Annotated in this window: 17 protein-coding genes and 1 pseudogene; 13 read left to right on the top strand and 5 right to left on the bottom strand. The window is 60.8% G+C overall.

Features of this window, described 5'->3' with window-relative positions; translation table 11 throughout:
• Positions 1–902 precede the first annotated feature (902 nt).
• The 7 genes from P5706_RS23770 to P5706_RS23740 all read left to right on the top strand — a co-directional run bounded on the left by P5706_RS23770 (position 903) and on the right by P5706_RS23740 (position 10,331).
• Entirely contained in the window at positions 903–2,027 is a 1,125-nt protein-coding gene (locus P5706_RS23770) for an IS481 family transposase (protein ID WP_285679088.1), read from the top strand.
• Positions 2,028–2,327: 300 nt separating this feature from the next.
• Entirely contained in the window at positions 2,328–2,417 is a 90-nt protein-coding gene (kdpF, locus tag P5706_RS23765) for a K(+)-transporting ATPase subunit F (protein WP_003218754.1), read from the top strand.
• A 9-nt stretch (positions 2,418–2,426) separates the two neighbouring features.
• Positions 2,427–4,127: a potassium-transporting ATPase subunit KdpA gene (gene kdpA / locus P5706_RS23760; RefSeq protein ID WP_285682145.1), complete on the top strand. Its 1,701-nt coding sequence runs from the start codon at positions 2,427–2,429 to the stop codon at positions 4,125–4,127.
• A gap of 21 nt (positions 4,128–4,148) precedes the next feature.
• Positions 4,149–6,206 carry a potassium-transporting ATPase subunit KdpB gene (gene kdpB / locus P5706_RS23755; protein ID WP_455930693.1) on the top strand — a complete coding sequence of 686 codons (2,058 nt, stop codon included), beginning with the start codon at positions 4,149–4,151 and terminating at the stop codon, positions 6,204–6,206.
• Between the two features lie 75 nt (positions 6,207–6,281).
• Positions 6,282–6,827, top strand: coding sequence for a potassium-transporting ATPase subunit KdpC (kdpC, locus tag P5706_RS23750; protein WP_285682141.1), 546 nt, complete (start codon positions 6,282–6,284; stop codon positions 6,825–6,827).
• Positions 6,828–6,952: 125 nt separating this feature from the next.
• The gene (locus P5706_RS23745; protein WP_285682139.1) at positions 6,953–9,604 is read left to right on the top strand and encodes a DUF4118 domain-containing protein; all 2,652 of its coding nucleotides are present in this window, start codon (positions 6,953–6,955) and stop codon (positions 9,602–9,604) included.
• Between the two features lie 37 nt (positions 9,605–9,641).
• A complete protein-coding gene (locus tag P5706_RS23740) occupies positions 9,642–10,331 on the top strand; it encodes a response regulator (protein ID WP_053255124.1) in 690 nt (229 codons plus the stop codon).
• Positions 10,332–11,353: 1,022 nt separating this feature from the next.
• Here P5706_RS23740 and P5706_RS23735 read toward each other — a convergent pair.
• Positions 11,354–12,391, bottom strand: coding sequence for a patatin-like phospholipase family protein (locus P5706_RS23735; protein WP_200432799.1), 1,038 nt, complete (start codon positions 12,389–12,391; stop codon positions 11,354–11,356).
• Positions 12,392–12,588: 197 nt separating this feature from the next.
• On the opposite strand from P5706_RS23735, the gene P5706_RS23730 reads away from it, so the two are divergent.
• The 3 genes from P5706_RS23730 (at position 12,589) to P5706_RS23720 (ending at position 14,558) form a co-directional block, all read left to right on the top strand.
• Positions 12,589–12,867: a hypothetical protein gene (locus tag P5706_RS23730; protein WP_010176194.1), complete on the top strand. Its 279-nt coding sequence runs from the start codon at positions 12,589–12,591 to the stop codon at positions 12,865–12,867.
• Between the two features lie 42 nt (positions 12,868–12,909).
• A complete protein-coding gene (locus tag P5706_RS23725) occupies positions 12,910–13,671 on the top strand; it encodes a CHAD domain-containing protein (RefSeq protein ID WP_285682137.1) in 762 nt (253 codons plus the stop codon).
• Positions 13,672–13,760: 89 nt separating this feature from the next.
• Positions 13,761–14,558 carry an acyl-CoA thioesterase gene (locus P5706_RS23720; RefSeq protein WP_200432797.1) on the top strand — a complete coding sequence of 266 codons (798 nt, stop codon included), beginning with the start codon at positions 13,761–13,763 and terminating at the stop codon, positions 14,556–14,558.
• A 6-nt stretch (positions 14,559–14,564) separates the two neighbouring features.
• On the opposite strand, the pseudogene P5706_RS23715 reads toward P5706_RS23720, so the two are convergent.
• The 3 genes and pseudogenes from P5706_RS23715 to P5706_RS23705 form a co-directional block, all read right to left on the bottom strand.
• Positions 14,565–14,813, bottom strand: a pseudogene (locus tag P5706_RS23715) (terminase); the annotation flags it as partial.
• Positions 14,814–14,922: 109 nt separating this feature from the next.
• Positions 14,923–16,404, bottom strand: coding sequence for a methyl-accepting chemotaxis protein (locus P5706_RS23710; RefSeq protein ID WP_285682135.1), 1,482 nt, complete (start codon positions 16,402–16,404; stop codon positions 14,923–14,925).
• Positions 16,405–16,614: 210 nt separating this feature from the next.
• The gene (locus P5706_RS23705; protein WP_285682133.1) at positions 16,615–17,436 is read right to left on the bottom strand and encodes a TatD family hydrolase; all 822 of its coding nucleotides are present in this window, start codon (positions 17,434–17,436) and stop codon (positions 16,615–16,617) included.
• Positions 17,437–17,672: 236 nt separating this feature from the next.
• Here P5706_RS23705 and P5706_RS23700 point away from each other — a divergent pair, with 236 nt between their 5' ends.
• From P5706_RS23700 to P5706_RS23690, 3 genes are all read left to right on the top strand, one after another.
• Positions 17,673–19,094, top strand: coding sequence for an MltF family protein (locus P5706_RS23700; protein WP_285682131.1), 1,422 nt, complete (start codon positions 17,673–17,675; stop codon positions 19,092–19,094).
• Between the two features lie 103 nt (positions 19,095–19,197).
• Positions 19,198–19,632 carry a DoxX family protein gene (locus P5706_RS23695; RefSeq protein ID WP_285682129.1) on the top strand — a complete coding sequence of 145 codons (435 nt, stop codon included), beginning with the start codon at positions 19,198–19,200 and terminating at the stop codon, positions 19,630–19,632.
• A gap of 260 nt (positions 19,633–19,892) precedes the next feature.
• A complete protein-coding gene (locus tag P5706_RS23690) occupies positions 19,893–20,201 on the top strand; it encodes a hypothetical protein (protein WP_016975361.1) in 309 nt (102 codons plus the stop codon).
• 7 nt (positions 20,202–20,208) lie between these two features.
• On the opposite strand, the gene P5706_RS23685 is transcribed toward P5706_RS23690, so the two are convergent.
• Positions 20,209–21,930 (bottom strand): Gldg family protein, encoded by a 1,722-nt coding sequence (locus tag P5706_RS23685; protein WP_285682127.1) that lies wholly within the window; start codon positions 21,928–21,930, stop codon positions 20,209–20,211.
• Positions 21,931–21,932 lie beyond the last annotated feature (2 nt).

Below are 21,932 nucleotides of genomic sequence, written 5' to 3'. Positions count from 1 at the left end.
GCGGTCTTGGTGGGGCTGGACGGTCGGGGGCATATCCATTGCTGCGGTAACGGCGGCCTATGGTTCCGCTCTTACAGCGGGTCACTTTTGTAAAGACACAAAAGTAACCAAAAAGTCTTCGCCCCAACACTCGGTGCCTCGCTATGGCTCGGCATGCCCGCAATCCGACAGTGATTTGGGGGGCCGCCGCGATGGGCCATCCTTGGCCCAGCGCGGCTAAACCGGCATCCCTGCCGGTTTACCCCCCAAATCCCTGTCGAATTGCGGCCATCGTGTTTAACGGGGCGATTTCAGATCAAGATCAAAAGCGCAGATCAAAAGACCGCTGACTTCGTCATCGAAAAGGATGTAAGGGCCAGAGCAACAGCAACAGCAACAGCAACAGCAACAGCAGAGCCATACTCGGTCAACTGTGGGAGCTGGCTTGCCTGCGATGGCATCAACTCGGTGTGCCTGATATACCGAGGTGTCTGCATCGCAGGCAAGCCAGCTCCCACAGAAAAGCAGCTCTTCAGTGTATTCAGATAGGCTTTTGCCTTGCACTTGATCTGGCTCTTGCTTCAACCACTCAGGTCGGCTTTCAGGCCGCCGTGCTGTAGATCTTGATCTTGATTTTGATCTCAGACGCCCCGTTAACCACGCTGGCCGAACGCAGGCTTGAATCCGTGGGTAACCCGGCAGGACGCCGGGTTAGCCGCGCTGGGCCAAGGATGGCCCATCGCGGCGGCCCACGGATTCAAGCCGGAGTGAGGGCACACCGAGCCTAAGCGAGGTGCCGAGTGGTGGGGCGAGGACCTTTTGGTTACTTTTGCGTCCTTGTGTACGGACCGGACACATGGTTGACGGGTGTGCGGGGACATGGTGGACACTTCTCGGCAAGCTAACTGCGCCGGGAGGCCATCATGCCCTGGAACTCGAGAGACGCCATGAGCCTAAAAGAAGAGTTTGTTTCCTTAGCAAAGAAACCCGGCAGTAATAAGCGAGAGCTGTGCCGACGATTCGGCATAAGTCCGCAGACAGCCTACAAGTGGCTAAAACGCTACGAGGCCGGCGGTTCTGCAGGCCTGCAAGAGAAGTCACGTAAGCCCGTCAGCAGCCCCAAGCTGACCCAGGCCGAGCTGGAGGCTGAGGTTATTGCACTTCGCCAAGATCATCCGGCATGGGGCGGACGCACAATTAGCAGCATGCTGGACAAGCGAATTGCCCCCAGTACTGTCACGAATGTCTTGCACCGGCATAGCTTGATTAAACCCTCAGATAAAGAACCAGGGGCCCTGCTGAGATTTGAACATCCTGAGCCCAACGATCTTTGGCAGATGGATTTCAAAGGCCACTTTGCAATGCAGCAAGGCCGATGCCACCCCCTGACCATCCTGGACGATCATTCGCGGTTCAATCTGGCCATCCAAGCGTGTGATAACGAGCGAGGTACCACCGTAAAAGAGAAGATGAGCAAGGTATTTGAAATTTACGGTTTACCAGCACGTATCAACGTCGACAATGGCGCGCCTTGGGGCTCACCGCGTAATCCTGGCGAGATCACCGAGTTGAGCATTTGGCTGGTGCGTTTGGGAATTCGGATAAGTTTCAGTCGTCCCTACCATCCGCAAACAAATGGGAAAATCGAGCGTTTCCATCGATCACTCAAGGCAGAAGTCCTTAACGGACGTCACTTTTCTACACTGGCAGATGCCCAGCTAGCTTTCGATCAATGGCGTGAAATATACAACCTGCAACGTCCCCATCAGGCGCTGGAATACAAGGTGCCAATGGACCGTTATCGCAGCAGTTCTTGGGATTATCCGCAGCAACTACCGGAGTTTGAATACGGACCAGATGACGTATTAGCCAAGGTTTATCACAGCCGTTTTCGCTTTCAGAAAAGCTATTTCAGCATCGCAAAAGGCCTGGCAGGGCAACACATAGCAATCCGCCCTAACCCTGAAAGCGATGGTCTGTTCGATGTCTATTTCTGCCATCATTTTTTGCGAACTATCGAAGTTAGTAAGCCTGATTATGGTCAATAATGTGTCCACCATGTCCCCGCACATGTGTCCACCATGTGTCCGGTCCGTACACGTCCTTGCAAAAGTGACCCGCTGTAAGAGCGGAACCATAAGCCGCCGTGCTCTAAATAACGGATATACACCCCACCGCCACGATAACCCCCCCCGCCCAGGCACTGAAAATCCCCCTGTAAACCCCGCATAAACCCACTCTTTACGCCGTCTTTACGCCCTGCCCATACCGTCGCTCTCGTTCCTTTACGCCACTCCTGCGGACAATTGCCTCACACGCGGCAATCGCCGCAAAACGGAGAGACTTCCATGAGCGTTCTGGACGGGGTGTCACTGCTATTGGCCGTGGCGCTGTTCATTTATCTGCTGGTTGCGCTGTTACGCGCGGATCGGAACTAGGAGCAGGCTATGCACAGTTATGACTATTGGCTGATCATCGCCTTCTTTGCCGTGGTGCTGGTGCCGGCACCGTTCCTGGGGCGGTTCTACTACAAGGTGATGGAAGGCCAGCGCACCTGGCTCTCGCCGGTGCTCGGCCCGGTCGAGCGCGCGTGTTATCGCCTGTCCGGCGTGGACGAGCACCAGGAACAGAGCTGGCAGAAATACACGCTGGCGCTGCTGGCGTTCAACCTGGCCGGTTTTGTGTTGCTGTTCGCGGTGCTGTTGTTCCAGGAATACCTGCCACTCAACCCGCAGAAATTGCCGGGTCAGGAATGGACGCTGGCCTTCAACACCGCCGTCAGTTTCATGACCAATACCAACTGGCAGAACTACAGCGGTGAAGCCTCCCTGAGCTACCTCAGCCAGATGATCGGCCTCACCGTGCAGAACTTCGTCAGCGCCGCCACCGGCCTGGCTGTGCTGGTCGCGCTGTGCCGTGGTATCGGGCGCAAGTCCACCAAGACCTTGGGCAACTTCTGGGTCGACATGACCCGCGCCACCCTCTACGGCCTGCTGCCGATGTGCCTGGTGTTCGCGTTGTTCCTGGTGTGGCAGGGCGTGCCGCAAACCTTCGCGCATTATGCGAATGCCGTGACGATGCAGGGCGTGGACCAAGTGATCCCACTCGGCCCGGCAGCCAGCCAGATTGCGATCAAGCAACTGGGCACCAATGGCGGTGGCTTCTTTGGCGTCAACTCGGCGCACCCGTTTGAAGACCCGACGGCCTGGGCCAACCTGTTCGAGCTGTCGGCAATCATCCTGATCCCGGTAGCGTTGGTGTTCACCTTCGGCCACTACGTGAAAGACCTGCGTCAGAGCCGTGCAATTCTCGGCTGCATGCTGGCGCTGTTCCTGATCGGTGGCGCGACGTCGATGTGGGCCGAATACCAGCCCAACCCGACGCTGAACAATCCAGCGGTTGAACAAACCGCACCGCTGGAAGGCAAAGAAGCGCGCTTTGGCACCACTGGCACGGTGTTGTGGTCGGTGGCCACCACGGCGGCGTCCAACGGTTCGGTCAATGGCATGCAAGACAGCCTCAACCCGCTGACCGGGATGGTGTCGCTGGTCAACATGATGGTCGGCGAAGTGATCTTCGGCGGTGTCGGCGCCGGTATGTACGGCATGTTGCTTAACGTGTTGATCGCGGTGTTCCTCGCCGGCCTGATGATCGGCCGCACCCCGGAATACCTGGGCAAGAAGCTGCAGGCCAAGGAAGTGCAATTGCTGGTGGTGACCTTGCTGGTGATGCCGCTCGGCACCCTGGTACTGGGCGCCATCGCCGCCAGCCTGCCTGGCCCGGCCGGTGCCATCAGTAACCCTGGCCCGCACGGTTTCAGCCAATTGCTGTACGCCTACACCTCGGCCAGTGCCAACAACGGTTCGGCGTTCGGCGGCTTCAGCGCCAACACCACCTTTCACAACCTGATGATGAGCTTGTCGATGTTGCTCGGCCGCTTCGGCTACATCCTCCCGGTACTGGCCCTGGCCGGTAGCCTGGCGATGAAGAAGACCGCACCGATTGGCCAGAACAGCTTCCCGACCCACGGCCCGCTGTTCGTGACCCTGTTGACCGTGACCATTTTGCTGGTGGGCGGCCTGACCTTCCTGCCGACGCTGGCACTTGGGCCTATCGCTGAACATCTGAGCATGGCTGCTCCTAAATAAAGAGCTAGAGGGGATATGAAAATGAATATGCCTGCAAAAAATGCGGCCCCTGTGACTACTCAGGAACCGGCCAAAACCGCCATCTCCGCTCTTTGGCGTCCGGCGCTGGTCCAGGCTTTCGTCAAGCTGGACCCACGCCAACTGCAACGCTCGCCCGTGATGCTGGTGGTCGAACTGACCGCCATGCTCACCACCGTGCTGTGCTTTGTGCCCGACATCAACGTGCCGACTTTTGTCGCCGTACAGATCGCCGTGTGGCTGTGGTTCACCGTGCTGTTCGCCAACTTCGCCGAAGCCTTGGCTGAAGGTCGCGGCAAGGCCCGCGCCGACAGCCTCAAGGCCGGCAGCGAAGGCCTCAGCGCGCGCCGCAAAGAAGCCGACGGCAGTTTCAAAGTCGTGCCGGCCACCAGCCTGCGCAAAGGTGATGTGGTGCGCGTCGCTGCCGGGGAGATGATCCCCGGTGACGGCGAGGTCATCGAGGGGATCGCGGCCGTCAACGAAGCGGCGATCACCGGCGAATCCGCGCCGGTCATCCGTGAATCCGGCGGCGACCGTTCGGCCGTTACCGGTAACACGCGGCTGGTGTCGGACTGGTTGCTGGTGCGCATCACCGTCAACCCGGGTGAGTCCACCCTGGACCGCATGATCGCATTGGTGGAAGGCGCCAAGCGCCAGAAAACCCCTAACGAAGTGGCGCTGGATATCCTGCTGATCGGCCTTACGCTGATCTTCCTGCTGGTGGTGGTCACCCTGCAGCCGTTCGCCCACTTCGCCAATGGCAGCTTGCCGCTGGTGTTCCTGGTTGCTCTGCTGGTGACGTTGATTCCGACCACCATCGGCGGCCTGTTGTCGGCCATCGGTATTGCCGGTATGGACCGTCTGGTACGCCTCAACGTCATCGCCAAATCCGGGCGTGCCGTGGAGGCGGCGGGTGACGTGCATGTGTTGCTGCTGGATAAAACCGGCACCATCACCTTCGGCAACCGTCGTTGTGCGGCCGTGATCGCGGCGCCGGGCGTCAGTGGTCGCGACCTGGCTGAAGGCGCGCTGCTGGCGTCCCTGGCGGACGACACGGCGGAAGGTAAATCCATCGTTGAATACCTGCGCACTCTGCACCCTCAGGCCGAGCCAACCCTGGACGAGTTGACCTCCGTGCCGTTCAGTGCCGAAACGCGCTTGTCCGGTGTCGACTACCAAGGCCGTGTGTTCCGTAAAGGCGCGGTCGATTCGCTGCTGGCGTTTATCGGCCAACAACGCCGTGACCTGCAACCGGCACTCTCGCGGGAAATCGACAAGATCGCCCAGAGCGGCGGCACGCCATTGCTGGTATGCGCCGATGGCAAACTGCTCGGTGCGATCCACCTCAAGGACGTGGTCAAGCCCGGCATCCGCGAACGTTTTGCCGAACTGCGCAAACTGGGGATTCGCACCGTGATGGTCACCGGCGACAACCCGTTGACCGCCGCCGCGATTGCCGCTGAAGCCGGTGTGGACGACGTGCTGGCCGAGGCCACGCCAGAGAAAAAACTCGCCCGCATCCGCCACGAGCAGAACGACGGGCGCCTGGTTGCGATGTGCGGCGACGGCGCCAACGACGCTCCGGCGCTGGCCCAGGCCGACGTCGGCATGGCGATGAACGACGGCACCCAGGCCGCGCGCGAAGCCGCCAACATGGTCGACCTCGACAGCGACCCGACCAAGCTGTTGGACGTGGTGCAGATCGGCAAGGAACTGCTGGTGACCCGCGGCGCGTTGACGACCTTTTCCATCGCCAACGACGTGGCCAAATACTTCGCGATTTTGCCGGCGCTGTTCGCCTCGATCTACCCGCAACTGGGCGTGCTCAACGTGATGCATTTGCAGAGCCCGCAGAGCGCGATTCTCTCGGCCATCGTCTTCAACGCGCTGATTATCGTGGTGTTGATTCCCCTGGCACTGCGCGGTGTGCGCGTACAGGCGGCGAGTGCGGCGGCGTTGCTGCGCCGCAACCTGCTGATCTACGGGCTGGGCGGGATTCTGGTGCCGTTCGTGGGCATCAAGGCGATCGACATGCTCCTGACCGCGCTGCACCTGGTGTAACTGGATCGCACTTTTTGTGGAGAGGGAGCTAGCTCCCTCTCCACAGTGGTTACTCGATTTATTGAGGATTTCAAGATGACTAACATGATCCGCCCGGCCCTGAGCCTGCTGGTCCTCATGACCCTGATCACCGGCGTTGCCTACCCGCTGGTGGTCACCGGCGTCGCCCAAGTTGCGTTCCCCGACCAGGCCAACGGCAGCCTGGTGCGTGACGCCGAGGGCAAAGTGCGCGGCTCCAGCCTGATCGCCCAGGATTTTACCGGTGACAGCTGGTTCCACCCACGGCCATCGGCCGGCGCGTTCGCCACGGTCTCCAGCAGCGCCAGCAACCTGGCCCCAAGCAACCCGGCATTGGCCACGCGTATTTTTGATGACGCGAATAAACAGTTGGTGCCAGGCCAGGGGCCGGTGCCTTTGGCCTCCCTGACTACCTCCGGCAGCGGCCTTGATCCACACTTGCCACCGGCGGCGATTGCCTATCAACTGGCGCGAGTGGCGGCGGCGCGAAATGTACTGGTGTCTACACTGCAGCGCTTGCTCGATGAGCACATCGAAAGCCCGCTGGTGGGGCCGCCGGTGGTGAATGTGCTGGCGCTGAACATGGCGCTGGAAAAACTGTAAACCGTGGTGCCGTCATCGCGGGCAAGCCCGCTCCCACAGGGAAATGCATTCCAAATGTGGGAGCGGGCTTGCCCGCGATGACGGCCTGAAGGATTCCAAATAAACACCTGAAGGAACTCCAAAGCATGAGCGACTCCGGCCGCGCCGATGCCCTGTTAGCCGATCTGCCACGGGACGGCCGTGGCCGGCTCAAAGTCTTCCTCGGTGCGGCGCCCGGTGTGGGCAAGACCTACGCCATGCTCCAGGCCGCCCACACCCAACTGCGCCAAGGTGTGCGCCTGATCGCAGGCGTGGTTGAAACCCATGGCCGCGCCGAGACCGAAGCCTTGCTCAGCGGCCTGCCGCAGCAACCCCTGCTGCGCAGCGAATACCGTGGCGTGATGCTCGAAGAAATGGACCTCGACGGCCTGCTCGCCGCCAAGCCCAAGCTGGTGCTGGTGGATGAACTGGCCCACAGCAATGCCCCCGGCAGCCGCCATGAAAAACGCTGGCAAGATATCCAGGAACTGCTCGCCGCCGGCATCAACGTGTTCACCACGGTCAACGTCCAACACCTGGAAAGCTTGAACGATCAGGTGCGTGGCATCACCGGCGTGCAAGTGCGTGAAACCTTGCCGGACTGGGTGCTGCAAGAGGCCGACGAGCTGTTGCTGATCGACCTGCCGTCCCGCGAGCTGCTGGAACGCCTGCGCGACGGCAAGGTGTATGTGCCGGAACAGGCCCGCGCCGCCATCGATGCGTTCTTCACCCAGACCAACCTCATGGCCCTGCGCGAGCTGGCCATGCAAACCGCCGCTGCGCATGTCGATGACGATCTGGCCCAAGGCTACCGCCAGCTTGGCCAGGCTGCTCCGGCGGTGCGCGGGCGTTTGCTGGTGGGCGTGGACGGTGATGCGCAGGCCGAACGCCTGGTGCGTCACGCCAGCCGCGTGGCCCAGCGTCGGCATTTGCCGTGGAGCCTGGTGCATATCGATAACGGTCGCGCGCGCGATGAGCAATCGCGCCTGCGCCTGCAAAATGCCCAGCAACTGGCTGAGCGGCTCGGCGGCGAAGTGGTGTTGCTGCGCGCCGGTGAAGTGGCCAAGACGCTGATCCAGCATGCCGCCGAACGCCGCGCCAGCCTGCTACTCGTGGGGCAGTCGCGGATGCGCTGGCGGCGCAGGCTGTTCGGAGGTGGCTTGGCGGCACGCTTGCTGCGCAATGCGCGGGGTTTGGAGATCAACGTCCTCGACAGCGACGACATGCCCGCGCCGCCACGCCTGCCGGATGTACGCGGGCTGGTGTGGTTCGACTATGGGCTGGCGGTGGTTGCGACCATCGTCGCGGCTGCGTTGGCCTGGGCGGTGGCCAGTGTGTTGCCGCTGCCGAATATCTCGTTAGTGTTTCTTGCGGCAGTACTGTTGGTCGGTGTGCGCAGCAGCCTGGGGCCGTCGCTGCTGTGTGCGGCGCTGTCGTTCCTGACCTACGACTTTCTGTTTATCCCGCCGAGTTTCTCCTTCGCCATCCAGCGTGAAGAAGACGTGCTGACCCTGTTGTTCTTCCTGCTGATGGCCGCGCTGACCGGCAACCTCGCGGCGCGTCAGCGTCGGCAATTGCAGGCTCTGCGTGACACCCAGGAAGAAACCAGCGAACTGCTCGACCTGTCGCGCAAACTCACCGCCGCCACCGACCGCCAGGCGGTGATCAGTGCGGCGGCCCATCACCTGGAAGGCTGGAGTGACCTGGACCTGTGCCTGTTGAACCGAGACGGCCAGGGCGACTGGAAGGTCGAAACCGGCGCCGCGCTGAACCTCACCGAAGCCGAACGCGCTGCCGCCGACTGGGCCTGGCAGCATGATCAACCGGCCGGCATGGGCACCGGTACCTTGCCGTTTGGGCGTTGGTGGTGGTGGCCGCTGTCGGGCGAGGAGGGGCCGTTAGGCCTGCTCGGTGTCAGCCCCAAACCGGGCCTGGAATTGAGCGGCCAACGCCGACGTTTGCTCACCGCATTGAGCCAGCCGTTGGCTCAGGCTCTGGCGCGCGCGCAACTGGCGCAGGAGCTGGAGTCGGCGCGCCTGCACGGCGAAACCGAGCAACTGCGCAGCGCTTTGCTGGCCTCGGTGTCCCACGATTTGCGCACGCCGTTGACCTCGATGCGCGGCAGCATCGACAGCCTGCTGGCGCTCGGCGAAGCCATCCCACTGGAGGACCGCCGCGAATTGCTGGAAGGCACCCGCGATGAAGCCGAGCGCCTGGACCGCTATATCCAGAACCTGCTGGACATGACACGCCTGGGCCACGGCGCGCTGAAACTGGCGCGCGATTGGGTCTCGCCGGGTGATATCGTCGGCAGCGCCATGGGCCGCTTGCGCGCGGTGCTGGCGCCGTTGCAGGTACACACTGACGTGCCGGCGCAGTTGCCGCTGCTGTATGTACACGCCGCATTGATCGAGCAGGCGCTGGTCAATGTGCTCGAAAATGCCGCGCGTTTCTCACCGCCCCACGGCCGTTTGCAGGTGAGTGCCGGCGTGGCGGATGAACAGCTGTTTTTTGCAGTGGCCGATGAGGGGCCGGGGATCCCCGAGGACGAGCGTGCGAAGATCTTCGATATGTTCTACACCGCCGCTCGTGGTGATCGCGGCGGGCAGGGCACGGGCCTTGGCCTGGCGATCTGCCAGGGCATGGTGGGCGCTCACGGTGGGCACATCCGCGTCGATGACGGTATAGAAGGGCGCGGCACCTGCATCAGTTTATTCCTGCCGTTACCGACGCAACCTGGCCCGGAGCGCGAGCCTTGAGCTACCCTCTTTTTTCCACGGATTTTGATTGGACACCATGAGCCAGACCGCGACGATTTTAGTCATTGATGATGAACCGCAGATCCGCAAATTCCTGCGTATCAGCCTGGCCTCCCAAGGCTACAAGGTGATCGAAGCCGGCACCGGCAACGAGGGCCTGGCCCAAGCGGCATTGAGCAAACCGGATCTGCTGGTGCTCGACCTCGGCTTGCCCGACATGGACGGCCAGCAAGTGTTGCGCGAGTTTCGCGAGTGGTCGACGGTGCCGGTATTGGTGCTGTCGGTGCGCGCCAGCGAAGTGCAAAAAGTCGAAGCCCTGGACAGCGGCGCCAATGACTATGTAACCAAACCCTTTGGCATCCAGGAATTTCTCGCCCGTGTGCGCGCCTTGTTGCGCCAGGCGCCAGCGGGAGAGGCCCAGGAAGCGGCGTTGAGTTTCGGCCCGTTGACGGTGGACCTGGCCTATCGCCGGGTACTGCTGGACGGTGTCGAGGTGGCCCTGACCCGCAAGGAGTATGCGGTGCTGGCACAGCTGGCGCGGCATCCTGGGCGGGTGATCACCCAACAGCAATTGCTCAAGGATATCTGGGGGCCGACCCATACCGAAGACAGCCATTACCTGCGCATCGTGGTAGGCCATCTGCGTCAGAAACTGGCGGATGATCCGACCCAGCCACGGTTTATCGTGACCGAGGCGGGTGTGGGGTATCGGTTGTTGAACGCCTGAAGGTTGCAGTGCCTGAACTGGCCTTATCGTAGCGTGGGTATCTACACACATATTGGCGTTTGTGGTGTTGGGGTGTTGGGGGGGGGTATCGTCGCAGTGGGTGTGTATATCCGTTGCTGCGGTCACGGCCGCTTATGGTTCCGCTCTTACAGCGGGTCACTTTTGGCAAACGCCCCAAAAGTAACCAAAAGGTCTGTGCCCCACCACTCGGCCCCTCGCTTAGGCTCGGTGTGCCCTCACTCCGGCTTGAATCCGTGGGCCGCCGCGCTGGGCCATCCTTGGCCCAGCGCGGCTAACCCGGCGTCCTGCCGGGTTACCCACGGATTCAAGCCTGCGTTCGGCCATCGTGGTTAACGGGGCGTCTCAGATCAAAAGCAGATCAAGATCAAGATCTACAGCACGGCGGCCTGAAAGCCGACCTGAGTGGTTGAAGCAAAAGCCAGATCAAGTGCAAGGCAAAAGCCTATCTGAATACACTGAAGAACTGCTTTTCTGTGGGAGCTGGCTTGCCTGCGATGCAGACACCTCGGTGTATCAGGTACACAGAGTTGATGCCATCGCAGGCAAGCCAGCTCCCACAGTTGACCGAGTATGGCTCTGCTGTTGCTGTTGCTGTTGCTGTTGCTCTGGCTCTTACATCCTTTTCGATGACGAAGTCAGCGGTCTTTTGATCTGCGCTTTTGATCTTGATCTGAAATCGCCCCGTCAAACACGATGGCCGGAATCTGACAGTGATTTGGGGGGTAAACCGGCAGGGATGCCGGTTTAGCCGCGCTGGGCCAAGGATGGCCCATCGCGGCGACCCCCCAAATCACTGTCGGATTGCGGGCATGCCGAGCCTAAGCGAGGCACCGAGTGTTGGGGCGAAGACTTTTTGGTTACTTTTGTGTCTTTACAAAAGTGACCCGCTGTAAGAGCGGAACCATAGGCCGCCGTTACCTAAATAATGGATATGCCCCCACCCCGACCGCCCACCCTCCTGGTCAGCCCTGCTGATAGAGCCATCAGCCACATCCACACGTTCAACCCTGCTCACTCTCGTACTTGTCCAACGTATCACTGGCAATTTCCCGCCCCAACGCGATCAACTCCGGCGCCTTGTAGAACTCGAAAAAACGGCACACGCGCTTCGGCACGTTGATCAGCACGTCCGGCGGGTAACCGGCAATCTTGTACTGCGCCAACGAGGTCTGCATCACTTCGAAGCTCTGGTTGATCAGGTCCAGCAGTGACGCCGGGCCGACGTTATCGATGATGAACGAGCCGGTCGCGGACTTCGGCGCGCCTTGTTTTTCCGGGGCGGCCGCAGGTTGCTGGGCCTCGGGTTCGGCCGACTCCAGCCACGGGTTGATGTCGGCGGCCTGGGACTGCAAGGCTTCCTGCTCCAGCTTCATCAGTTGCTCGGCCTGCTTGCGTCGAAACGGCAGGTGCGAACCGAGTGATTTGGCCAGGCTGTTGAAGCGGCTCTTGAACGCCGGCGGGCGCTGGATCACCGGCAGGTGGTAGTGCTTCTGGTTGGTGGCGTTGAGGTTGACCGCGATGATCAAATCGCAATGGCTCGACACCACCGGCACGATCGGCAGCGGGTTAAGCAGGCCGCCGTCCACCAGCATGCGGTTGCCTTGCATTACCGGCGTGAACAGGCTGGGAATCGCCGCCGAAGCGCGCATGGCCTGGTGCAGGCAGCCTTCCTGAAACCAGATTTCCTGTTGGTTGGTCAGGTCGGTGGCCACGGCAGTGTAGGGAATCCGCAGCTCTTCGATATTGATCTCGCCGACGATCTTGCGGATTTGCCCGAAGACTTTTTCGCCACGAATCGCCCCCAGGCGAAAGCTCACGTCCACCAGGCGCAGCACGTCGAGGTAATCGAGGCTCTCGATCCAGTTGCGGTATTCGTCGAGCTTGCCGGCGGCGTAGATCCCGCCGACCACGGCACCCATGGAGCAGCCGGCGATACAGGCGATGTCGTAGCCGCGCCGTTCGATTTCCTCGATCACGCCAATATGGGCGTAACCGCGGGCGCCGCCGGAACCGAGCACCAAGGCAACACGTTTTTTCATGAGCTGATCCTTCGCAAAACAGTGGCCCACAATGCGCTTAGTCACCGAGAGCATCAAAATATTTCTCCAGAATAGTCATAACGCTCGGGTATGCTCTGGCAATAGGCGTTTCTGATTTCAGGCTGCGCACAAGGCACTTTTCCTTGTAGGCAACGTCTACAGCCTACGACTGTTTTTCTGTATTTGAGGTGTCATTGATGAAAGCCTGGATGTGTGTGCCTGTGATCGTGTTGGCCCTGGCCGGTTGTGCCGGGAAAACCGCGTACCGCGACAGCTGTGGCACGCAATTGGATGCGGCCTGGCACGAGTTGGATTTGGCCAAGGCCGAGGGCTTTGCCGGCACCGTGAGCTACTCTAAGGCTTTGTCGTTGTTGACGGGCGCCAAGACCCAGCAGCAATTCGAAGCGTTTGAAGGCTGTTCCAACAAGGCCGAGAAGGCGCGTTTCTATATTCGTGAGTCGCGCGCCGGGCGTTGATCGGTAAGCGGCGAACAGGGTTTCATCGTTAAGGGGGAAGGGATGTCAGCGCTGGTTGATCAGTTAGTCGCTCAGGTCATTGGCCTGGAAGTAGGGTTACTGAGCTGCCAGGCTCGCCTCGTCGCCGTTACCGACGATGAAGCCTTGCATGACCTGCGCACTACCGTGCGGCGCCTGCGCAGTTTGTTGCGCCCCTTGCGTGGGCTGCCGGGTGTCGAGCAACTGGAATTGGCCGCCAGCACGGTCGGCCAATTGACCACGCCGCTGCGTGACCGTGAGGTGCTGGCGGCGTACCTGCACCAGCACGGTCATCACGCGGCGGCCGACCGGCGCCTGCGTTTGCAAGCCGATGCCTATCGCCAGGTGGCGCAAAGCCCGGAGCTCGCGCATTTGCTGCTGATCCTGGATGCCTTCCCGCGTTTTATCCGCGCCTCCCAACACCAGAAACTGCTCAAAGGCCTGCGCCCGCGCATCGAGAAGCGTCTGGCCAAGCAATGGCTGAAACTCGATGACGCCCTCAAAGACCCTGATCATGACCGCCACCGTCTGCGCCTGCTGATCAAGCGCGTGCGTTACGCGGCCGAAGCCTACCCGGAACTGGACAAACTGCCTGCCAAGGCGATGCAACGCCTCAAGCAAGCGCAAGGCGCCCTGGGCGATTGGCACGATTGCTGGCAATGGCTGGCCCAGGCCGAACATCAACCCGACCTGCAGCCGTGCGTTGCGGTTTGGCACCGTACCATGGCCAAGGCTGAAGGCCAGGCGGATCGGGTACTGGACAAGCTCAGCGCGGATTGTTTCTAACCGGTCCGGCTTTTGGCCGGAATAGGCGCTGTGCCTGGCCAGCCTGCTGGTTAAGATCCCTGCATCGGTTTTCTGGATGTGAGGTTGCCATGCGCTTTAGTGATTTGCTCGATGCCGCCCGTAACAACCCGTTGGAGGTGACCATCCCCGCCGAGTGGGCGCAGGGCCGCGCGACGTTTGGTGGCCTGGTGGCTGCGTTGCAATACGAAGCCTTGCGCGCCCAAGTGCCGGCGGATCGCCCTTTGCGCTCGCTGGCTATCACTTTTGTCGGCCCGGTAGCGCCGGATGTGCCCGCCAGTTACCAGGTCGAAGTGCTGCGCGAAGGCAAGGCGGTCAGCCAGTTGCTCGGCCGTGTGGTGCAGAACGGCGAAGTGGCGACCTTGGTGCAAGCCAGCTTTGGCGCAGCCCGCGAGTCGGTCATTGATGTAGCGAGCGAGCCGCCGCCGGTGTTCAAACACTGGGATGAGTGCCAGGAGCTGCCCTATATCAAGGGCGTTACCCCCGAATTCATGCGCCACTTGGCGATGCGCTGGAGTGTCGGCGGCCTGCCGTTTACCGGTAATAAATCCCGCGACATGGGCGGTTGGGTGCGTTTGCGTGGCGACGTGAAGGAAGAGCCGCTGACGGAGTCGCATATTCTTGCCCTGGTCGACGCCTGGCCACCAGCCTTGTTGCCACACCTGACCAAACCGGCGCCGGGCAGCACCCTGACCTGGACCATCGAGTTCATCCAGCCGCTGCAAAACCTGACCACCCTCGACTGGTGCCAGTACTACGTCAACATCGAGCACGCCCGCGACGGCTACGGCCATGCCGCTGCCGCGCTCTGGAGCCCGACCGGCGAGTTGATCGCCATCAGCCGCCAGACTGTGGTGGTCTTCGCCTGATCCTTAGAAGTGCTGGCTGCCCTGGGCTTCCAGCGTGCGGCCGTGGCGTTGCAGCGCCACGCCCGCCAACAGACCGACGACGCCGATGGCAAAGCTGGCCAGGCTGAAGCTGAACACGCCTGACACCATCAACAGAAAACCAATGATCAGCAAAGGTACGGCAAGCAGTTGCAGGCCCAGGTTGGTGGGGTGCTGATGAGCCTGTGGCTGAGTGCGCCATTGCCAGGCGGGGAAGTTGGGGTGACGTTTGCCCATGATGATCAATCCTCTGTCCGTTGGAACAACATGGACAAAGTGTAGGTCGCGGGCACGTGGGACGGCGAATCAAGGCTCGCTATGAAGGCCATAGCCAGCCTTGCTTGGCTTATAGTTTCAATTGCCCGATCGCCTTGCTCAATTCCCCAGCCAAGGTCGCCAGCTGATTGCTGGTGGTGGCCGACTCCACTGTCTGCTGCACGGTGTTCTCGGTCACATCGCGAATGCTCACCACCGCACGGTTCATCTCTTCGGCCACATGGCTCTGCTGTTCGGCCGCCACCGCAATCTGGGTATTGCTTTCGCGCATCTGGGCCACGGCGCCGGTGATTTCCGCCAGTGCGGCGCCGGCTTCCTGGGCCTGTTGCACGCAATCGTCAGCCTTGAACGAGCTTTCCTGCATGAAGTCCACCGCGTCGCGGGTGCCGGCTTGCAGCGCCGAGACCATGCGGGTGATTTCGTCGGTGGAGCTTTGCACGCGCTTGGCCAGGTTGCGTACTTCGTCGGCGACCACGGCAAAGCCACGGCCCATTTCGCCGGCGCGCGCGGCTTCGATGGCGGCGTTGAGGGCGAGCAGGTTGGTTTGCTCGGCGATGCTGTGGATCACGCCGACCACACCGTTGATTTTCTGACTGTCTTCGGCGAGTTTCTGGATCATTTCAGCCGTCTGCTGCACGCCGGTAGACAGGCCGGCGATAGAGCGCTGCACCCGAATGACCACTTCCTGGCCGCTGCCGGCGAGGGTGTCGGCGGTCTGGGACAGGTCGCGGGTAGCGCCGGCATGTTGGGCAATATGGTAGACGGTGGCCGTCATCTCATTGATGGCGGTGGCGGCCTGGTCGGTTTCGCTTTGCTGGCCGAGCATGCCGTGCTGTACCTCGTTCATGCTGCTGGCCAGGCGCGCGGCGCCATCGTCGAGTTGCTGGGCGGTGCGCGCCACGGTAGTGACTACGCGCTGATAGCCGGCCTGCATGGCGTTGAAGGCGCTGGCCATCTGGCCAACTTCGTCCTTGCACGCCAGAGGCACGCGGGCCGACAGGTCGCCAGTCTTCTCTACGTGCAGCATCACGTCCTTGAGGGTGTTGAGTTGGCTGAGCAAGAAGCGGATCAGCAACTGCGAGGCTCCGAGCATCGCCAGCATCAGGATCAACACGGCCACGGCGTAGTTGGCGAAGCGTTCACTGAAGACCTGGCTGAGGCTACGGCCGTAGGCGAGTACGGCGATCTGTTGGCCATCGGCACGTGTGACGACTTCGGCACCGATCAGCGGGTTTTCCCCGAACAAGGGCATGTGCTTGAGTTCGACCCAACCGCTGGCGGTGCTCAGGGCGGAAAGATCTTGATCGGCCAACTGTGGGATTTGGCCTCGGGCAAAGGTCAGCCAGTGCTCGCCCGTGGGCAGTGCCTTGTCGGCCGGCCAGGCACCGAGCAGTTGCGCCTGCGCCTGGGCTGAGGCCCGGGACGCATCGCTGCGGGCCTGTTGTTCGAGCTGCACGGCATACAGCACCAGCAGCAGCGTGGTGATGAAAGCGACCGCATTGACGGCCCAGAATTTGTATTTCAGCGAGATATTGCTAAGCCAGGCACCCATGGAAGGTTTTCTCTGATAGCGGAAACAGCATTGGCAAGGTGCCATTATTGTGCCGCTACTCAGGAAAGCGTTTTTGACATGGGTCAATGCGCCGCATCATGTGGGAGCTGGCTTGCCTGCGATGGCATCAACTCGGTACACCTGACATACCAAGGTGCTTGCATCGCAGGCAAGCCAGCTCCCGCATTTAATCGGGTATGGCTTCTGAGCTTAGGTCGAACCCTGCGTTGCCACCGAGGGCAAACCGAAAAACGCACGGGCGCAGGCGGTGCTGTGTTCGGCCAGGTCCTCCAGCGTTTCATTGCGATGCAGGGCCACTTCACGCAGCACTTCGGGCAAATAAGCCGGCTCATTGCGGCCATTTTTCGGCTTGGGCCGCAACGTGCGCGGCAGCAAGTACGGCGCATCGCTTTCCAGCATCAGGCGGCCACGGGGAATTTCCCTGACCAGCGGATGCAAGTGTGTGCCACGGCGTTCGTCGCAGATCCAGCCGGTGATGCCGATGTGCAAGTCGAGGTCGAGGTAGCTGAACAGCGCCTGTTGCTCGCCGGTAAAGCAATGCACCACGGCGCCGGTCAGGTGATCGCGGTAGTCCTTGAGGATTTCCAGCAGGCGCTGGTTGGCGTCACGTTCGTGCAGAAACACCGGCAGTTTCAGCTCAACCGCCAGTGCCAGGTGCTCTTCGAGGACTTTTTCCTGCTGTGGGCGCGGGGAAAAGTCCCGGTTGAAGTCCAGCCCGCATTCACCCACCGCACGTACGCGGCTTTCGTTGAGTAATGCGCGTAGACGCTGGGCGCTGTCGCCGTTCCAGTCACTGGCCGAGTGCGGGTGGATGCCGGCGGTGCTGAACAGGCGTTGGCCGTTGTCATCGAGTTTTACGCACAGTTCCAGCGCCTGTTCGCTGCCGTCGACGCTGGTGCCGGTGAGCACCAATTGTTGCACGCCAGCGGCGTAGGCACGGTCGAGAACGGCCTGGTGCCTCTCGTCGAAACTGGGGTTGGTCAGGTTGACGCCGATATCAATGAGTTGCATGGTGCTAGCTCCGCCTGCGGCCGGAAAGCATATCAGAGCTGTAGATTTATAAGAAAAACTAAGAACTACAACGCGTTATAGCTGTCTTTGAACGTCGCAAGTGACATTGTGGTTGGCTGACTGCCTGCCCCGACGCCACCGTTGCGTGCCTTGCCAGCGCTTGAAGCGCTCTGTTTCTGACCTCCAGCTTTTCGTCTTTCACGAAATGGCTGGCCAGTATTCTTTCCGGAGAGCGGATGATCCGACCCTCGGCGTTGCTTATGTTGTGCCTGACGTTACTGCTGCCCACGGCGGCGGTCGCGCGACTGGACGGGCCGCTGGAAGTGACCAAGCCCGGCAAGGTCCGCGACCTGGCGCAGATCCGCTCGAGTCGCACCCTGCGTGTGCTGGTCAACCAGAGCCGTAACAGTTCCGGTGAGGTCCAGGGCCAGGCCATCGGGGTCGAATACCATCGCCTGCGGGCTTTCGAGCAATACCTGAACGGCCATGCCCGGGACGGCGAAGCAATCAATCTCAAGATCATCCCCAAGGCCAAGGACCAATTGCTCGGCGCGTTAGCCCGTGGCGAAGGCGACTTGGTGGCGCCGGGTGAATTAATCGATGTGAAGGCCTCGCACAAAATCAGCACCAGTGACCCGATTGCCAGTGGTGTGCCGCTATGGCTGGTGGGCGTGAAGGGTGAGCGGCGGTTTACCAAGCTGGAGCAATTGTCCGGGCGCACCCTGGCGTTGACCACCGGCAGTGCGGCGGCGGATGCGATCAACCAGGTCAACCAGCAACTGGCGCTGCACAAGCGCCCGCCGGTGAAGGTGGAGTGGGTTGACCCGACGCTGGCCGTGGAAGATGTGTTGGAGATGGTCCAGGCCGGGATCTTCCACCTCACGATCGTCGAAAAGCCGATTGCCGAACGCTGGTCAAAAATCCTGCCCAAGTTACGTGTTGATCGGCAAGTGGCCATCAGCGAGCCAGGTGATGAATACTGGTTTGTACGCCAGGATGCCTCGATGCTGCGGGCCAGCATTGATCGCTTCCTCAAGACCTACCACACGCCGTCCGACCAGGACGTGGCGTTCCAGCGGATCTATCGACGTCTCTACCAAGTGCGCAATCCGCTGGCCCGCGCCGATCGCCAGCGCCTGGAGAAACTGCGTCCGGTGCTGCAAAAGCACGCCCGCGAGCAGGGCATGGACTGGCTGAACCTGGCCGCGCTGGCATTCAAGGAATCCGCCCTCGACCCTGGCGCGCGCAACAGCGGCGGGCCGACCGGCTTGATGCAGATCACGCCATCGGCGGCGCAGCGGGTGGGCGTGAATAATATCGAGAGCCTGGACAGCAATGTGCAGGCCAGTGCGCGCTACCTGGCGATGATCCGCCGCAAGTTCTTCGCCAGCCCCAAACTCAACGAGCGCGAACGCATGGCCTTTGTGCTGGCGGCCTATAACATGGGGCCGGAGCGTGTTCAGGGTATGCGCGCAGAGGCTCGCCGGCGGGGCTTGAACCCCAATCAATGGTTCTTCCAGGTCGAGCGCATTGCCATGGAGCAGGTCGGAATGGGTGGCGTCAGCTATGTTAATAGCGTGAACAAGTATTACTTGGCGTTTGATCGGGAGCGCGAATCCCTGGAACCGTCGGCGCCGAAAATTGCCTCACGGAAATAATCGGTTTTATCGATAAGTATTAGGCGATTTTTGCGCTTTTATCATAGTCTGATCCGATTAATATAGCGGCCAACCAACCCCTACTTTGAAAAGGATTCTCACCATGAGCCCACTGATCACTTGCATTCTGTCCACCCGCGCCGGTTACGGCCTGACCATCCTGCGAATTTTCGTCGGCATCGTTTTCGCCGCCCACGGTTCGCAAAAGCTCTTTGGCTGGTTTGGTGGCGGCGGCTTGGCCGGTACGGCGCAGTACATGGAAAGCCTCGGCCTGACACCGGGCACTTTGATGGCGGTGCTGTCAGGTGGTACTGAGTTCTTTGCCGGCCTGGCCTTGATCATCGGCTTGCTGGCACGCCCAGCGGCATTGGGCCTGGCGTTCCTGTCGCTGGTGGCGATCTTCTCGGTGCATATCCACAACGGCCTGTTCATGGCCAACAACGGTTATGAGTTCGCCTTGGCCTTGCTCGGCGGTGCGCTGGCGGTGCTGTTCGAAGGCGCCGGCAAACTGTCCGTCGACCGCGCCATCGCCCACTGATTACCTGCGTAACCGCCTGAAAAAGCCCGCCATGAGCGGGCTTTTTCATTGCTCGGGATTCTTGACATCGCCCTACCGGCTTCTCTAGGATGCTGCTCATGCGCCGATTTAAACAGCTAATTGCGGGGCGCCACTGGGACTCAATGCAGCCCGACAGAAGCATGCACTCATCACGAGTCAGGCTTCGAAATACCGCTAAAGCGCTGGTTCGGTGTTGCCTCTCACCTGCCCGCAGACTTTTGAGGCAGAGACACGACACGATGAATGCACTACGCCCCCTCATACGCCTGGCCCCGATCACTGCGGACCTGACTCAACGCAACCCCAAAATCCTGCTGGGCGGCAAGCATCAGCCGACGTTGCTGCGCTACCTCGACGGCTGGCCGCGCCGTACAGGCAGACCCTCGGCGTTTCTTATCCAGTTTGTGGAAGATGGCGATTCCCTGGCGCGTTTTGCCAGCAACAGCTTTGATCTTGCCGTTATCCAGGCGCCCAGTGCGGGCGATGCCGATGAGGTGATCCGCCAACTGACGCGCATCGCCCGGCAAGGGCTGATTGCGCGTCGTTGACGGCTGATCAGTGAACGACAGCCGCCGACTGACGGCGCCGGTGATAGAGGAACACTGCGCAGGCGATCAGGCATAACGGCAACGGCACCGCGCCGATCATCAATAATTTGAGATTGCGCTCCACTTGATTCACGGATGCATACGCCTGGACCTTGAGTGCCTGCAACTCCATGGGCAGGCGCAGGCGTTCCTTGTTGAGCGCCTGCAATTGGATAGTGGTGTCCACTGCCCGGGTGCCGAAGCCGATACTCGGTGGATTCAAGCGCTGCCATTCCTGCTCGGTTTGCACAAGCCGCCTTTGCAGTTCGCCGGCCTTCTGCGCATAAGTCTGCTCGGCAGCCTCGCGCAGTTGCTCCAGTGCGCGGGGAGAATGGCTGGCCCTGGTACGCGGTTGAATGTTTGCGAGCACGTCGGGAGCGGTAAGATTATCCAAGGTATTCAAGACAAACATCACGTTGCTATTGGGCGCAGAGTTGACCACAGCGTCCATCAGCAAATCGGTATCGGCAACCACCACCACCTCGATATGTGCAGCCTTTTGCACTCCGGCGGGTTGTCCCTTGATGCCGTCTGGAAAGGCTGAGTAGGCGGGACCTTCGAGGCGCGCCGCGATCATGTGGGGTTGCGCGGCAACCGGTATCCCTTCAGCCAGCAAGTCGGCTGCAGACGTTGTTGCAAAGCGGCCAGCGTCCAGCAGGGCGGAGCGCCTGGAGCTTTGCAACAGAGGCGTGAGTGTGGTGCGGCTTTTCCTCACGCGCGACAGCGCACCGCTGCTCGAGACGATGACTGTGTCCAGTTTCCAGGCACTCACATCGTTGGCCGCCATCGCTTGCCGTGGCAGGTTCAGCTTGGCCGGGTGCAGTACTGCTGGCGCACCTGAGCCAAATGTGTGATCGACCAGCAGTTTGTCCGCCGGCATCTGTATGCCCCAAGCCGCCAGTAGCCCGTCCAGCCTTGTGTCGGCGGGTTTGGCATTTGTCTCGGTCTCGCTCACCGGGTCAATAAAGAGCATCAGTTTGCCGCCCCTCAATACAAACTGGTCAATCGCATACAGGGTTTGTTCCGGCAGGGTGCGCGGGTGCACGACCATCAGGGTTTTGATCGATTCGGGCACTGTCGGGGTGCTTGATCCCAGGCCTATCAGTTCAAAATGCTGATGCATCTGTGCCAGCATCTGTTCGCCGGACGCGTTCAATGCCAACCCCGCCAATACACCGACGGTGGGGGGCTCGGGGTGCATCAGTTGGTGGATCAGATGGCTGATTTCGTACTCAAGCAAGGGCTCGTCATCCAGGCGCAGAACATTGATGCGTTGTGCGGGCTGGCCTGGGCGGGTGCCGATCAGGCCAAGAAAGCCTTGCTTGTCATCCAATCCGAACAGGCCGGCTTTGTAGGCATCCTCCGAATAAGGGGTCGGATCTATAACATGTAGGTTAATCATGCCCTCTGATGCTTTTTCGAACTCTTTGAGTAAATCTTCCACTCGTTCGCCGAAGCGGTTTATTGCCTGGCTTCTTCTCGCATCATTACTTGAGTTGAAGTAATACAAATCCAGTGGGTGTTCCAGAGTCGCAAGCAGTTGTCGCGCAGGCGGCGATAACGTGTGGATTTCCTGCTGTGAGAAGTCCCAGCGGATATTCGGTAGTTTGCCAAGCCAAGCGAGATTGAATGCAAGGAAAAGCAGCACTATGACCACCAGTGTCATACCCGTACTCAGAGTGGAACGCATCG

The organism is Pseudomonas sp. ChxA (assembly GCF_030263855.1).
GTDB classification, from domain to species: Bacteria; Pseudomonadota; Gammaproteobacteria; order Pseudomonadales; family Pseudomonadaceae; genus Aquipseudomonas; species Aquipseudomonas fluorescens_CB.
The sequence above is the reverse complement of the archived record's forward strand: the minus strand, read 5'-3'. Positions and strand labels throughout refer to the sequence as shown.

Excerpts from the sequence above, each read along its gene's own strand:
- P5706_RS23770 (WP_285679088.1), top strand. The coding sequence starts at position 903 with ATGCCCTGGAACTCGAGAGACGCCATGAGCCTAAAAGAAGAGTTTGTT.
- kdpF (WP_003218754.1), top strand. The coding sequence starts at position 2,328 with ATGAGCGTTCTGGACGGGGTGTCACTGCTATTGGCCGTGGCGCTGTTC.
- kdpA (WP_285682145.1), top strand. The coding sequence starts at position 2,427 with ATGCACAGTTATGACTATTGGCTGATCATCGCCTTCTTTGCCGTGGTG.
- kdpB (WP_455930693.1), top strand. The coding sequence starts at position 4,149 with ATGAATATGCCTGCAAAAAATGCGGCCCCTGTGACTACTCAGGAACCG.
- kdpC (WP_285682141.1), top strand. The coding sequence starts at position 6,282 with ATGACTAACATGATCCGCCCGGCCCTGAGCCTGCTGGTCCTCATGACC.
- P5706_RS23745 (WP_285682139.1), top strand. The coding sequence starts at position 6,953 with ATGAGCGACTCCGGCCGCGCCGATGCCCTGTTAGCCGATCTGCCACGG.
- P5706_RS23740 (WP_053255124.1), top strand. The coding sequence starts at position 9,642 with ATGAGCCAGACCGCGACGATTTTAGTCATTGATGATGAACCGCAGATC.
- P5706_RS23735 (WP_200432799.1), bottom strand. The coding sequence starts at position 12,391 with ATGAAAAAACGTGTTGCCTTGGTGCTCGGTTCCGGCGGCGCCCGCGGT.
- P5706_RS23730 (WP_010176194.1), top strand. The coding sequence starts at position 12,589 with ATGAAAGCCTGGATGTGTGTGCCTGTGATCGTGTTGGCCCTGGCCGGT.
- P5706_RS23725 (WP_285682137.1), top strand. The coding sequence starts at position 12,910 with ATGTCAGCGCTGGTTGATCAGTTAGTCGCTCAGGTCATTGGCCTGGAA.
- P5706_RS23720 (WP_200432797.1), top strand. The coding sequence starts at position 13,761 with ATGCGCTTTAGTGATTTGCTCGATGCCGCCCGTAACAACCCGTTGGAG.
- P5706_RS23710 (WP_285682135.1), bottom strand. The coding sequence starts at position 16,404 with ATGGGTGCCTGGCTTAGCAATATCTCGCTGAAATACAAATTCTGGGCC.
- P5706_RS23705 (WP_285682133.1), bottom strand. The coding sequence starts at position 17,436 with ATGCAACTCATTGATATCGGCGTCAACCTGACCAACCCCAGTTTCGAC.
- P5706_RS23700 (WP_285682131.1), top strand. The coding sequence starts at position 17,673 with ATGATCCGACCCTCGGCGTTGCTTATGTTGTGCCTGACGTTACTGCTG.
- P5706_RS23695 (WP_285682129.1), top strand. The coding sequence starts at position 19,198 with ATGAGCCCACTGATCACTTGCATTCTGTCCACCCGCGCCGGTTACGGC.
- P5706_RS23690 (WP_016975361.1), top strand. The coding sequence starts at position 19,893 with ATGAATGCACTACGCCCCCTCATACGCCTGGCCCCGATCACTGCGGAC.
- P5706_RS23685 (WP_285682127.1), bottom strand. The coding sequence starts at position 21,930 with ATGCGTTCCACTCTGAGTACGGGTATGACACTGGTGGTCATAGTGCTG.